A 13,002-nucleotide genomic window follows, 5' to 3' on the forward strand; every position below is an offset into this window, starting at 1 on the left:
CCGGGCCTCGTCGCTCAGACGGCGAAGGGCAGGAATAGGGCCCCCGACCTATTCCCCACCGCCGAGCGAATGGATGTAGACCGCCAACTCCTTGACCTTGGTCTCGCCGAGACGCGCGCCCCACGCTGGCATCACGCCCTGCTTCGGTGCGCGAACCTGGTCACCGATTGCCGTCTCGCCCGACCCGTAAAGCCAGATCGCGTCGGTCAGGTCGGGGGCGCCGAGTTCCCTGTTGCCTTTCGCATTGTCGCCGTGACAGGCGACGCAGTTTTCGGCGAAGACCTTGGCGCCGGGTTGAATAAGAGTTGCATCGCGGACCTTGCCGGACAGGCTGGCAACGTAGGCGCTGACCTGAGCGATCTGGTCGGCGGTGATGATGTCCCCGAAGGCCGGCATTTCCGACAGGCGCGTGTCCGGATCCGAAGCGAAGCGGATGCCGTGCGTGATCGTCTGCTGGATCTGCTCGGCCTTGCCGCCCCACAGCCAGTCGTCGTCGTTGAGGTTGGGAAAGCCCTTGGAACCCTGGGCGCCGGAGCCGTGGCACTGCGTGCAGTTGACCTTGAATGCGGCGCCGCCGGCCGCGACCGCGAATTCCCGCAAGGCATCGTCCGCAGCGATTTCGGAAACGCTTTTCGACTCCACCGCCGCGACGTATTTGCCCTTCGCTGTTTCCGCTGCCGCCAGCTCGTTCTTGACGTCGTTGCGGCTCGAATAGCCGAGAACGCCCGTTGTCGCCGAGTGCAGCAGCGGCCATGCCGGATAGGCGATGGTGTAGCCGATCGCCCAGACGATGGTGACGTAGAACGTGATGACCCACCAGCGCGGAAGTGGGTTGTTCAGCTCCCGGATGCCGTCCCATTCGTGACCCGTGGTTGAGACGCCGGAGATTTCGTCGATGTGTTCGTCGCTCATGATCACTCGTCCTCGAGGGGAATCCGGGCTGCTTCGTCCGCAAGCTTGCGGCTGCCGGGGCGCAGGGCGAAGACAATTGCCCCCGCAAAGAAAAGCGCCATGGCGACAAGACCCCAGCTGTCGGCAAACTCCCGCATAAGATTGTAATTCATGGAAAAAACTCCTCAGCGGTAGCCGGCGGCTTCGTCGTAGTTCTTGAAATCGACCAGCGTGCCCAGCATCTGCAGATAGGCGACGAGGGCATCCATTTCGGTGACCTGTTGCGGGTTGCCGTCGAAGTCGCCGATCTTGGCTTTGGGATACCGGGCCTCAAGACCTGATGTGTCGGCGTTGGGATCAGCCTGCGCCATCAGATCGGCATTGGCGTGCGCGACCATATCATCGTCATAGGGGACGCCGACCCGCCGGTTGGCGACCAGGTGCGTCGAGAAGTCCTTCACGTCGATCGGCGCGTCCTTCAGGAACGCGTAGCTGGGCATGATGGATTCCGGCACAACGGAACGCGGATCGGAGAGATGCGCGACATGCCATGAATTCGAATATCGGTCGCCTACCCGGGCGAGATCCGGCCCCGTCCGCTTCGATCCCCACTGAAAGGGATGATCGTACATCGACTCGGCGGCCAGACTGTAGTGGCCGTAGCGCTCGACTTCGTCGCGGAACGGCCTGATCATCTGACTGTGGCAGAGGTAGCAGCCCTCGCGCACATAGATGTTGCGTCCGGCAAGCTCGAGCGGCGAGTAGGGCCGCATGCCTTCGACTTTCTCGATCGTGTTATCGAGGTAGAAGAGGGGTGCGATCTCGACGATGCCGCCGACGGTCACCACAAGAAGGGAGCCTACGAGAAGAAGCGTGGCGTTCTTCTCGATTAGTGCATGTCTATCCATCAAGCCCATGTTCTGGCTCCTTATTCGGCAGGCTGAAGGGCGGGAACGGAGCCTGGCATCGGTTGCTCCTCACGCTGGTGGCCGAGGATGGTCATGGTGATGTTCCAGGCCATGATCAGGGCACCCGAGAGATACATGGCCCCGCCCATGGCGCGCATGACGTAGTAGGGGTGCATGGCAGCGACGGTCTCGGCGAAGGAGTAGACCAGGAAGCCCTGCTCGTCGTATTCGCGCCACATCAGGCCCTGCATGATGCCGGACACCCACATGACCNGTAGACCAGGAAGCCCTGCTCGTCGTATTCGCGCCACATCAGGCCCTGCATGATGCCGGACACCCACATGACCGCGGCGTAGACGACGATCCCCAGGGTCGCCAGCCAGAAATGCCAGGTAACCAGCCGCAGCGAATAGAGCCGGTTACGGTTCCAGAGCTTCGGCACCATGTAGTAGATCGCGCCGAACGAGATCATGCCGACCCAGCCGAGTGCACCGGAGTGCACGTGACCAATTGTCCAGTCGGTGTAATGCGATAGCGAGTTGACCGCCTTGATCGACATCATCGGGCCTTCGAAGGTCGACATGCCATAGAAGGCGATGGCCATCACCATCATGCGGATGATCGGGTCGGTGCGCAGCTTGTCCCAGGCGCCGGACAGCGTCATCAGGCCATTGATCATGCCGCCCCAGGACGGCATCCACAGCATGATCGAGAATACCATGCCGAGCGTCTGCGCCCAGTCGGGCAGGGCGGTGTAGTGCAGGTGATGCGGCCCGGCCCAGATATAGAGAAAGATGATTGCCCAGAAATGGATGATCGAGAGCCGGTAGGAATAGACTGGCCGGTTCGCCTGCTTGGGCACGAAATAATACATCATGCCGAGGAAGCCGGCGGTCAGGAAGAAGCCGACCGCGTTGTGGCCGTACCACCATTGCGTCAGCGCGTCCTGGACGCCGGAAAAGGCGGAGTAACTTTTGGAACCGAGGAGAGAGGCCGGCATCGAAAGGTTGTTGACCACATGCAGCATCGCGATGGTGACGATGAAGGACAGGTAGAACCAGTTGGCGACGTAGATGTGCGGTTCCTTGCGCTTCAGGATCGTGCCAAGGAACAGGATGAGGTAAGCGACCCAGACGATGGTCAGCCAGATGTCCACGTACCATTCGGGTTCGGCGTATTCGCGGCTCTCGGTGATGCCTAGCAGGTAGCCCGTCGCGGCCATTACGATGAAAAGCTGGTAGCCCCAGAAGACGAACCAGGCGAGATCGCCGCCGAACAGGCGGGCGCGGCAAGTACGTTGCACGACGTACAATGACGTGCACAGCAGCGCGTTGCCGCCGAAGGCGAAGACGACGCCGGACGTGTGCAGCGGCCGCAAGCGGCCGAAATTGAACCAAGGCTGAATGTTGAGATCGGGGTAGGCCAGCTGCAGCGCGATGACCACGCCGACCAGCATGCCGACGACACCCCAGAACATCGTGGCGATGGCGCCGTAGCGGATTGGACCGTCCATGTAAGCGGATGGGTCGATCGGAGCGGCCACTTCGAAGCTCGAGTTGCGAATGAGGATGGCGACAAAACCGAGCAGCACGAAGAACAGCACCCACATGTGCTGCCGGAACGGCTCGTCCACGCCGAAGCCGGCGGCCACCAAGGCCGCGAAAGTAAAAAGGCTCAACGCGAAGATTTGTGTGCCGAACTTCATGACATTTCCCCGACCTCGGATTCCCTGCGCGGACGCCAATCCGCGGCAACACCAATTCCGCAGCCGGCACGTCCCCGCCTTGATCCATGTCAAAGTCATGTGCATTTGGATTGGGCAGGCTTGATCCCGCGAACGATCAGGAGATTGCCGTTGAACTCGCAGACAGGAGGGGGACCGTTTCCACTGCATGCAGGCGGCAAAAATTCGATGCCGGCAGGGTCTGCTGCGGTGATGAAACGTGTACACTTGGAAAAACTGCAGCTCTGCGATGCCTTGGAAAGGATCGCGGACACGCTGCCCAAGGTCGACATTTTGGCATGCTTGGCGGTAGCAAACGCAATCGTTCCGCTGTTGCGCGACAGTCATCGATACGAAGAGACGGTCATATTTCCCGCCTACGAGACGGCGTTGGCCGGCGGTGATGCCAATCTTGATTCAGCAAGGCGATTGAGCGCCGAGCATATCGAGGACGAATGCTTTGCCGGTGAGGTGACCGAGATGTTGCTGGCGATCGGCCACGGCAAGACGATCGACAATGCCGAGGCGGTTGGGTTCATGCTGCGCGGGTTCTTCGAAAGCCTGCGCCGGCATATCGCCTTCGAGCGCGAGCATGTCCTGCCGATGATTGGGTTTGTCGATTGAACCTAGCTAGGCGCCGGAGCGGCGCTGCAGCCGATTCAAGCTATCGACGATTACATGCCGATTGTTCTCGATGCGGATCACGCCATCTGATCGCAGCCGGGTCAGCTGACGGCTGACGGTCTCGATCGTCAGACCGAGGAAATCGGCGATGTCGGCGCGGGTCAACGGCAGATCGAAACTTGTCGACTGGACGGCCGGATCAAGCGTGGGGTCGATGTTCCTGGCGATCATGAGTAGGAAGCTCGCCACCTTTTCCGAAGCACTCTTGCGGCCCAGCGTCACCATCCAGTCGCGGGCATCATCGAGTTCGTTCAGCGTCTGCTTGAAGAGACGATGCTCCAGTCCCGGCGATTCCTTCATCATCCGTTCGATGGCCGCCTTTGGGAACGAGCACAGGGAAACTGCGGTTGCGGCTTCGGCGTTGATCGCGCTTTCCACCTTGAAGGGCCTGCCCAGAAAATCGGGAGCAAATTGAAGCCCGACAATCTGCTGGCGCCCGTCCGAAAGGCTCTTCATCAGCTTGACCACGCCGGAAAGCACATTCGCGTAGCTGTCGACGGCCTCGGCGTCACCGATCAATTCCACGCCCGCTTCGACGGTATGCTTCGATGAGGTCTTGGCGAGGCCCACCAGCTGGTCCGGATCGAGCGCGCCGCAAACGCCATGATGCCGCGCTTCGCATGACTGGCAAAGCACGGGAATGCCGGCGCTATGTACATCCTGACGCACTGTCATCGTGGTCGTCCGCGAACCTAAAGGTTCCGTCAGGATATAGCATCGACCCAAGAAAAAGCCTTGCGGCAGTTTGTCCGCAGCCGATGGGCATTGACCGAAATCAAGGCGGCTGTTGCCCACCTTGCACAATATCGCGCGAAACGTTCCGGAGTTGAGAGCGACATGCGGCCAGAATTAGTTGCCAGGCTTGGTGAGAACGTGCCGCGTTACACGAGTTACCCAACGGCGCCGCATTTTCATCCGGGCGTCGATGCCGCCGTCTGTCGTGGCTGGCTGCAGGCGCTCAATGAGGGCGACGAGATCTCGCTCTATCTGCACATCCCCTATTGCGACAAGCTTTGCTGGTTCTGTGCGTGCCATACCAAGCAGACACGCCACTACGAACCGGTCACGAAATATCTGAGATCGCTGCATGCGGAGATCGCCACCGTCTCAAGGCTCGCCGGAGGCAAGGGCCGGGTACGTGCCGTCCATTTCGGTGGCGGCTCACCGACGATGCTCAAACCACAGGACATGGTGGCGCTGGGAGACGTTCTGCGCAACAGCTTCTCATTTCTTCCCGGCGCCAAGATCAGCGTCGAAATCGAACCCAACGATATGGACGAAGCCCGCCTCGACGCGCTTGCCGAAATCGGCATGACGAGGGCCAGCCTCGGGGTCCAGGATTTCGATCCGAAGGTGCAGAAGGCCATCAATCGCGAACAGACCTTCTTGCAGACCAAGACAGTCGTCGACGGCGTTCGGACACGCGGCGTCGAGTCGGTCAACCTGGACCTGCTCTACGGCTTGCCGCACCAGACCAGGGAGAGCGTCTTGTCCACTGTCATGCAGGCGCTGACGCTCGAGCCCGACCGGATCGCCCTTTTTGGCTATGCCCATGTGCCATGGTTCAAGAAACATCAGACCATGATCGACGAGGCCTGGTTGCCAGGCCCGGAGGAGCGGTTTGCCCAATCGCAGCTGGCAGCTCGCGCCATACTCGACCAAGGATACGAAGCAATCGGGCTCGACCATTTCGCCAAACCGGGCGATGCGCTGGCGCTTGCCGCGCATGCGGGGATGTTGCGTCGCAACTTTCAGGGCTACACCGAGGATCGCTGCGAAACCTTGATCGGCCTCGGCCCGTCATCCATCAGCCAATTCCGGCAAGGCTATGTACAGAACATGCCTACGACCGCCGAGTATGGCCGCATGGTGGATGACGGTGGGTTGGCTTCGGTTCGCGGAATTGCTTTTTCCGACGACGACCGCGCTCGCGGTTGGATCATCGAGCGGCTGATGTGCGATTCCGGCTTTTCAGCGATCGACCTGGTTGAGCGCTTTGGCGAGGCTGGCCAAAGGCTTCTCGGCAAAGCGAGTTCCACCGCCCTTCTTGATCCTGCCCGGTTGCTTGAACTTCACGGTGACCGCTTCGTCGTGCCGGTCGAAAGCCGCCCCTTTGTCAGAAGCGTCGCGGCGAAGTTCGACAAATATTTCGAAACCGGCAAGGCGAGGCATTCCGTGGCGGTCTGAACATCGGCTGCGTCAGGAATGCTCCCGGGCCGGCAAGTCATGTGAAATGCCTATATCCCGGTCTGAACAGCGCAGATCGTCGACCGCGTCAGGAAACGCTTCTCCCTTCCATTATCCAGCGAGAACATGCCGCCGCGGCCTGGCACCACATCGATAATGAGATCGGTATGCTTCCAGGCTTCGAATTGCGAGGCGCCGATGTAGAACGGCGCGTCACCGATATGGCCGAGCAGGACATCGTGGTCGCCGACGATGAATCCGTCCAGCGGATAGCACATGGGCGAAGAGCCGTCGCAGCAGCCGCCGGATTGATGGAACAGCACCGGACCGTGCTCGGCGACGATCTCCGCGATCAGTTCAAGCGCTGCCGGCGTTGCCGTGACCTTGGCATGCATGGGTTTTCGATTTCCAGCCTGGGGCGCGGCCCCCTGCGGAGCCGCGCCTTTGATCCAATGAGGCGATCAGAAGAAGCCGAGCTTCTTCGGGCTGTAGCTGACCAGCATGTTCTTCGTCTGCTGGTAGTGGTCGAGCATCATCTTGTGGGTCTCTCGGCCGATGCCGGACTGCTTGTAGCCGCCGAAAGCCGCATGCGCGGGATAGGCATGGTAGCAGTTGGTCCAGACGCGGCCAGCCTGGATCGCGCGGCCGAAGCGATAGGCGCGGTTGGCATCGCGTGTCCAGACGCCGGCACCCAGGCCGTAGAGCGTATCGTTGGCTATGCTGAGCGCTTCGTCGTCGTCCTTGAAGGTCGTGACCGAAACCACCGGCCCGAAAATCTCCTCCTGGAAGATGCGCATCTTGTTGTGGCCCTTGAACACCGTGGGTTGGACGTAGTAGCCGCCGGCCAGGTCGCCGGGCAGAAGATTGCGCTGCCCACCCGTCAGCAACTCGGCTCCTTCCTGGCGGCCGATATCGATATAGGACAGGATCTTTTCCATCTGCTCGGACGAAGCCTGGGCCCCGATCATCGTTGCCGGATCGAGCGGATCGCCCTGCACGATCGCCTCGACGCGCTTGAGGGCGCGTTCCATGAACCTGTCGTAAATCGATTCATGGATGAGCGCGCGGCTCGGGCAGGTGCACACCTCGCCCTGGTTCAGCGCGAACATGACGAAGCCTTCGATCGCCTTGTCGAAGAAATCGTCGTCTTCGGCGACGACATCCTTGAAGAAAATGTTGGGTGACTTGCCGCCGAGCTCGAGCGTCACCGGGATCAGGTTCTGGCTGGCATACTGCATGATCAGCCGGCCCGTCGTCGTCTCGCCGGTAAAGGCGATCTTGGCAATGCGCGGCGACGAAGCCAGCGGCTTGCCGGCCTCGAGGCCAAAGCCGTTGACGATGTTGAGCACGCCCGGCGGCAGCAGATCGCCGACAAGATCGGCCCAGAGCAGGATGGCAGCCGGGGTCTGCTCGGCGGGTTTCAGGACGACGCAATTGCCGGCAGCAAGCGCGGGAGCAAGTTTCCAGCATGCCATCAGCAACGGGAAGTTCCACGGGATGATCTGGCCGACCACGCCGAGCGGCTCATGGAAATGATAGGCGACGGTGTCGTCGTCGATCTGGGAGAGGCTGCCTTCCTGGCCACGCACCGCGCCGGCGAAATAGCGGAAATGGTCGATGGCCAAAGGCAGGTCGGCCGCGGTCGTTTCGCGGATCGGCTTGCCGTTGTCCCAGGTCTCGGCGCATGCGAGGAGATCGAGGTTTTCCTCCATTCGATCGGCGATGCGGTTGAGGATGAGGGAGCGCTCGGCGACGCTGGTGCGCGCCCAGGCGTCCTTGGCGGCATGCGCGGCGTCAAGGGCCGCCTCGATGTCCTGGCCGTCCGAGCGCGCTACTTCGCATAGCAGCTGGCCATTCACCGGCGAGAAGTTCTCGAAATAGCGGCCGGAGCGGGGCTCGGCCCATTTGCCACCGATGAAATTGCCATAGCGCTTGTCGAAGGGCGCCTTGACCGGGCGTGAGAATTCAACCTTGTTCATGTGTCTTCCTCCCAAAGCTGGCGTCGCGGGATGCGACGCTTCGGGAGAGACTTGCGGTTTCCGCCTGTGGTTGTCACCGCACCGGTCGCCGCGGCTGGGCAGGATGTGTCGCAGAATTGCGACAGTCACGGGATCTCGGCGTTTCAGTGAGGCCGATGGACATCTAGGCGGTTGAGTTTGCGGTGAAGCGTCGCGCGGCTGATGCCAAGCGCCTGCGCCGCGGCCGAGACATTTCCGTCAGCCCGCGCGAGCGCACGCTGGAGGGCCCCGCGCTCTGCCTCAGCAAGAACCTTAGGGCCAATCTCAGCCCAGCCGAGCAGATCGGCGGCGGGCATTGGTTTGTCGAGGCACTGCTGTGTAATGCCAAGCGCCAGGCGGGCCGAACGGGTAGCGCCGACCACCAGATCGTCCGCGTCGATGGCGATCAGCGCGCCCGAACCCTTGTCGGTCACCGGCGCAAGCAGAATTCGTGCCTTCGGGAATGCCATTTTGAAGTTTTCGCTTTCGATCCGGCGCGCCGCGTCGACGACAGCCATCGAGATGAGATTGACAAACGCTTCGGTCAGATCGGCCCGGCAGGAGGACACGTCAAGCGCCGCCACGAGGTTTCCCTCATGGTCGTGGATCGGGGCTGTGGTGCAGCTGAGCAGGGTGTTGCGCGTGTGGAAATGCTGGTCACGGTGGATCGTCAACGCCCGGCGTTCGACCAGGCAGGTGCCGATCCCGTTGGTGCCCTGGCTTTCCTCATTCCAGACGGAGCCAGTCCACAAACCCCAGGAATGAAACGTCTCATCATCGACAGGCGCGCCGCGCCGTTCGACCGGCACGCCGTCGCGATCGGCGAGCAGGACACAGCATCCGACGCCGCCTACCGCGAGATAGAGACGGTCGAGACTGGCTTGGGCAGCACGAAGGAGAGGTTCGATCCGTTGCCGGGCCTGCGCCAGTTCGGCCTCCGTCAGATAATGTGGAGGGCTGCAATCGGCTGGTTCGAGCCGATGCAAATTGGAAGACCGTCGCCAGGAGGCAACCAGGGCGGACTTCGCCGCCGCGTCCGACGCAATCGCCGCCTGGATGCGGTCGGCATGATGACCGGATAGATCTTCTCCCATACTTATCCTCCAACCCTGATGAATTTCCTCCCGGTCTGATCCGGTCTGCGGTTCGATCGGCACTTAGTCAATTCGTCGAAAGGAGCAGAAGGACAGATCTCTTGCCTGCCATTGCCATCCAATGGCCGCCCCATCGAGGAAGCCTATCAACAGAACGAATCGCGTTCATTGATCGGGAGCAAACTTCGCTTGGGCGGCTATCCACATTGCGAAACCTGGCCGGAAGCCCGTCAATGCGAGCCATTTGGGGTTGTCGGAAATGCTTGCGGCCGCTGTCGCGGCGGCATGACTATCATCGCGCGGGCGATGATGGTCGAAAAGGTACCCACAAACGTACCCTCACATTCAAGACCGCTTCCGGCGCGAAGGAAGGCACGGGGAGGTAGCTCGATTGCTTTGATGGATTTGAAATGCGGGACCACCGCACGGGCGCCGTTTTAGATCGAGCGCATGTTGTCGTTGGCGATCCGGTCGAACATCTCTTCGTCCATCGTCTCGAGCGGCAAGGGCGGCTGCGCCACGCCGGCATTGTTGACCAGTATGTCGAGACCGCCGAAGGCCCGAGCACGAATTTCTTGACGATGCCTTCGCCAAATCCAGACCCGCCATCGGTGACGATGGCGACCTTCCCGGCAAGTCTCATATCTGTTCCTCCGTTGCCCGAACCATCGGGGAAGACACGCGCGTTGCACAGTCCGATTATCTGAACGCCCTTTTAGCTTTCCTTGTTTGAGCTCGCCCGCGCCGGGAGTAATAGTCGCGTCGGAATTGCGAGGAGGAAAAGATGACGCTGAACTTCGACCCGAGGGCGAAGGCCGCGACGCTCTACCATGGCGAATTCCGGCCGATGTTCATTGGCGGCAAGTGGGTGGCGGCGCAGTCCGGTCAGGAGATGCAGGCGCTGAATCCGGCGACCGGCGCGGTGCTGGCGACGGTGCCGCGCGGCTCGGCCGCCGATGTCGACGCGGCTGTGGCTGCTGCGCGCATGGCGTTCGAAGGGCCGTGGTCGACATTCTCGCCCTATGAGCGGCAGTGCGTGCTTTTGCGCATCGCCGATCTCTTCGAGGCGCATTGGGAAGAGCTCAGTGTTTCCGACACGCTCGACATGGGACTGCCGATCACGCGCACGCTCGCCAACCGGCGTCGCGTCATCGGCATGCTACGCTACTATGCCGGCATGGCCACGGCGCTGCATGGCGAGGCGATCGACAATTCCATTCCCGGCGAGATCGTCACTTTCACCCGGCGAGAACCGGTGGGCGTCGTCGGCGCGATCATTCCCTGGAACGCTCCGACCGCCGCGTCGATCTGGAAGATCGCACCAGCGCTCGCCACCGGCTGCACCATCGTGCTGAAACCGTCGGAGGATGCGTCGCTGACGCCACTGCTGATCGCGCGGCTGATGCAGGAAGCAGGCGTGCCCGACGGCGTCGTCAACATCGTCACCGGCACGGGAGCCGAGGCCGGCGCGCGGCTCGCCGAACATCCCGATGTCAACAAGATCGTCTTCACCGGCTCGACGCTGACCGGCCAAGCGATCGCCCGCGCCGGTGTCGCCAACCTCAAGCGCGTTTCGCTGGAGCTCGGCGGCAAATCGCCGATCATCGTCTGCCGCGACGCCGATATCGACAAGGCCGTCCCGGTCGCGGCCATGGCGGTGTTCGTTCATTCGGGTCAGATCTGCATTGCCGGCTCGCGGCTATTCGTGGCGCGCGAGATCCATGACGAGTTCGTGCGCCGGGTCGCCGAATTCGCCGGCAGGCTGCGCGTCGGCCACGGCATCGAGGCAGAGACGGAGATCGGGCCGCTGATCAACGCCAGGCAGGCCGGCAAGGTCGAGGGTTACATCAAGGCCGGCAGCGACGAGGGCGCCAAGCTGGTCGCCGGCGGCTCGCGGTTGACGGGCGAACTCTATGACGGCGGCAACTTCATCGCGCCAACCGTCTTCGGTTCGGTATCGGACAAGATGACCATCGCGCGGGAAGAGATTTTCGGTCCGGTCATTTCCGCGATGCCTTTCGACACGCTGGATGAAGCCGTCGCCCGCGCCAATGCGACACCCTACGGCCTGGCCGCCGGCATCTTCACCACCCATCTCGGCACCGCGCACAAGCTCGCCCGCCGCGTCAAGGCCGGCTCGGTCTGGGTCAACATGTACCACGCCATCGACCCTGCGGTGCCGTTCGGCGGCATGAAGATGTCGGGCTATGGCCGCGAGGGCGGCGTCGAGCATCTGCATGAGTATCTGGAGACAAAGGCGATCTGGATCCAGACGGATTAGAGCAATCCCAGGAAAAGTGTGATACGGTTTTCCGTACGAGCAATTCACCGTTTCACGGAAACGGCGAACCGCCCTATCCCTTTGTTTTTACGCAGTTCCGGACGGAAAACCGTATCACACTTTTCCTAGAATTGCTCTATTGCAGGATATATCGAGAAACAGGTGAAGATCACGGCCAGTATTCGGCCTGAAGACGCCGGGTCGGCCTTAAGACACCGGGCAGGAAAAACTCAACGGAGGCTCACCCAATGGCGTCGACCGTCCGCTGGTCGGCGCCATTGACCCATAATCTTCTCGGCAGCTACGCAACGAAACGGACCACGCCGCCATCCACCCGTAAAGCCGCGCCGGTTGTCGCCGAAGCCTGCTCCGAGCACGCATAGATGATCATGTTGGCCACCTCGTCGGTGGTCGAGAAGCGTTGGATAAGGGTGGTTGGACGCATTGCCTTCAGGAAGCCCTGCTCGGCTTCCTGCTGCGTGATCCCGTTTGCGTCAGCTTGCTTCGCCATGAAGTCGCCCAGGATCTCGGAGCGGGTAGGACCCGGCAAGACGGCGTTGACAGTGACGCCCGTGGCCGCGACCGCCTCGGCAAGCCCGCGCGAGATCGCGAGTTGAGCTGTCTTGGTCATGCCGTAGTCAAGCATATCCTTGGGGATGTTGACCGCGGACTCGCTACTTACAAACACGACACGGCCCCAGCCTTTCGCCACCATCCGCGGCAGGTAATGACGGGTCACGCGTACGCCACTCATCACGTTCAACTGGAAGAGGCCGAGCCAGTCCTCGTCGGGGATTTTCGCGATGTCCTCGACGCCATTGTAGCTCCGGATGTGAGCCGTACCAACGTTGTTCACAAGGATGTCGGCGTCCGGCGCCTGCGCGATCAAGGCCTCGGCACCCTCCGCTGTCGCAAGATCGGCGGCGATGCCTGAGATGTCGCTTCCGGGAAAGGCCTGCCGCATCTGCCGCACCGCCTCGTCGACCCGGGTATTCCCACGGCCGTTGACGACGACCGATGCGCCGGCACGGGCCAGCCCCTCCGCCGTCGCGCGGCCGATACCGGCGGTCGATCCGGTGACAATCGCCTTGCGGCCCTTGAGTTCAATATTCATATCATTCATCTCCAATGGTAGGTGGTGATCATCCGCCGATCCAGACTTCGGTCGAAAGCGTCGCGGCCCAGGCGACGCGGCGACGCCTCAGGACAAGCACGTCAATCCGCCTTGTTCGCGACT

At 61.7% G+C, this 13,002-nt stretch carries 11 protein-coding genes and 1 pseudogene; 3 read left to right on the plus strand and 9 right to left on the minus strand.

All coding sequences use genetic code 11. The features are described from left to right. Positions 1-48: 48 nt before the first annotated feature. The 4 genes and pseudogenes from ccoP to ccoN all read right to left on the minus strand — a co-directional run bounded on the left by ccoP (position 49) and on the right by ccoN (position 3,504). Positions 49-912, minus strand: coding sequence for a cytochrome-c oxidase, cbb3-type subunit III (gene ccoP / locus X743_RS161240; protein WP_023764649.1), 864 nt, complete (start codon positions 910-912; stop codon positions 49-51). Positions 913-914: 2 nt separating this feature from the next. Then, positions 915-1,064, minus strand: coding sequence for a CcoQ/FixQ family Cbb3-type cytochrome c oxidase assembly chaperone (locus X743_RS161235; protein WP_023764650.1), 150 nt, complete (start codon positions 1,062-1,064; stop codon positions 915-917). 12 nt (positions 1,065-1,076) lie between these two features. Next, entirely contained in the window at positions 1,077-1,808 is a 732-nt protein-coding gene (gene ccoO, locus X743_RS161230) for a cytochrome-c oxidase, cbb3-type subunit II (RefSeq protein WP_023764651.1), read from the minus strand. Between the two features lie 11 nt (positions 1,809-1,819). Continuing rightward, positions 1,820-3,504 (minus strand): annotated as a pseudogene (gene ccoN / locus X743_RS01000000168745) (cytochrome-c oxidase, cbb3-type subunit I). Between the two features lie 150 nt (positions 3,505-3,654). On the opposite strand from ccoN, the gene X743_RS161225 reads away from it, so the two are divergent. Then, positions 3,655-4,146, plus strand: a complete 492-nt coding sequence (locus tag X743_RS161225; protein ID WP_318013426.1) for a hemerythrin domain-containing protein — start codon at positions 3,655-3,657, stop codon at positions 4,144-4,146. Between the two features lie 6 nt (positions 4,147-4,152). Here the strand turns inward: X743_RS161225 and X743_RS161220 are convergent, their stop codons facing one another. Continuing rightward, entirely contained in the window at positions 4,153-4,881 is a 729-nt protein-coding gene (locus X743_RS161220; RefSeq protein ID WP_023764653.1) for a Crp/Fnr family transcriptional regulator, read from the minus strand. Positions 4,882-5,043: 162 nt separating this feature from the next. On the opposite strand from X743_RS161220, the gene hemN reads away from it, so the two are divergent. Further along, complete coding sequence (gene hemN, locus X743_RS161215) at positions 5,044-6,393, plus strand: oxygen-independent coproporphyrinogen III oxidase (RefSeq protein ID WP_023764654.1); 1,350 nt, start codon at positions 5,044-5,046, stop codon at positions 6,391-6,393. 50 nt (positions 6,394-6,443) lie between these two features. Here hemN and X743_RS161210 read toward each other — a convergent pair whose 3' ends face one another. From X743_RS161210 to X743_RS161200, 3 genes are all read right to left on the minus strand, one after another. Continuing rightward, positions 6,444-6,788, minus strand: a complete 345-nt coding sequence (locus X743_RS161210; RefSeq protein ID WP_013897062.1) for a DUF779 domain-containing protein — start codon at positions 6,786-6,788, stop codon at positions 6,444-6,446. Positions 6,789-6,854: 66 nt separating this feature from the next. After that, positions 6,855-8,372 carry an aldehyde dehydrogenase gene (gene adh / locus X743_RS161205; RefSeq protein WP_023764655.1) on the minus strand — a complete coding sequence of 506 codons (1,518 nt, stop codon included), beginning with the start codon at positions 8,370-8,372 and terminating at the stop codon, positions 6,855-6,857. Between the two features lie 143 nt (positions 8,373-8,515). Beyond that, on the minus strand, positions 8,516-9,484 hold the full coding sequence (locus tag X743_RS161200; RefSeq protein WP_013897060.1) for a GAF domain-containing protein: 969 nt from the start codon (positions 9,482-9,484) through the stop codon (positions 8,516-8,518). A 784-nt stretch (positions 9,485-10,268) separates the two neighbouring features. Between X743_RS161200 and X743_RS161195 the strand changes: the two genes are divergently transcribed. Beyond that, on the plus strand, positions 10,269-11,765 hold the full coding sequence (locus tag X743_RS161195) for an aldehyde dehydrogenase family protein (protein WP_023764656.1): 1,497 nt from the start codon (positions 10,269-10,271) through the stop codon (positions 11,763-11,765). A 301-nt stretch (positions 11,766-12,066) separates the two neighbouring features. Here the strand turns inward: X743_RS161195 and X743_RS161190 are convergent, their stop codons facing one another. After that, a complete protein-coding gene (locus tag X743_RS161190; RefSeq protein ID WP_023764657.1) occupies positions 12,067-12,879 on the minus strand; it encodes an SDR family oxidoreductase in 813 nt (270 codons plus the stop codon). Positions 12,880-13,002 lie beyond the last annotated feature (123 nt).

The organism is Mesorhizobium sp. LNHC232B00 (assembly GCF_000502435.1).
GTDB lineage: Bacteria > Pseudomonadota > Alphaproteobacteria > Rhizobiales > Rhizobiaceae > Mesorhizobium > Mesorhizobium opportunistum.

What these genes read in the sequence shown, in the direction of transcription:
- ccoP (WP_023764649.1), bottom strand. Translation starts at nt 912, where the DNA reads ATGAGCGACGAACACATCGACGAAATCTCCGGCGTCTCAACCACGGGT.
- X743_RS161235 (WP_023764650.1), bottom strand. Translation starts at nt 1,064, where the DNA reads ATGAATTACAATCTTATGCGGGAGTTTGCCGACAGCTGGGGTCTTGTC.
- ccoO (WP_023764651.1), bottom strand. Translation starts at nt 1,808, where the DNA reads ATGGGCTTGATGGATAGACATGCACTAATCGAGAAGAACGCCACGCTT.
- X743_RS161220 (WP_023764653.1), bottom strand. Translation starts at nt 4,881, where the DNA reads ATGACAGTGCGTCAGGATGTACATAGCGCCGGCATTCCCGTGCTTTGC.
- hemN (WP_023764654.1), top strand. Translation starts at nt 5,044, where the DNA reads ATGCGGCCAGAATTAGTTGCCAGGCTTGGTGAGAACGTGCCGCGTTAC.
- X743_RS161210 (WP_013897062.1), bottom strand. Translation starts at nt 6,788, where the DNA reads ATGCATGCCAAGGTCACGGCAACGCCGGCAGCGCTTGAACTGATCGCG.
- adh (WP_023764655.1), bottom strand. Translation starts at nt 8,372, where the DNA reads ATGAACAAGGTTGAATTCTCACGCCCGGTCAAGGCGCCCTTCGACAAG.
- X743_RS161200 (WP_013897060.1), bottom strand. Translation starts at nt 9,484, where the DNA reads ATGGGAGAAGATCTATCCGGTCATCATGCCGACCGCATCCAGGCGGCG.
- X743_RS161195 (WP_023764656.1), top strand. Translation starts at nt 10,269, where the DNA reads ATGACGCTGAACTTCGACCCGAGGGCGAAGGCCGCGACGCTCTACCAT.
- X743_RS161190 (WP_023764657.1), bottom strand. Translation starts at nt 12,879, where the DNA reads ATGAATATTGAACTCAAGGGCCGCAAGGCGATTGTCACCGGATCGACC.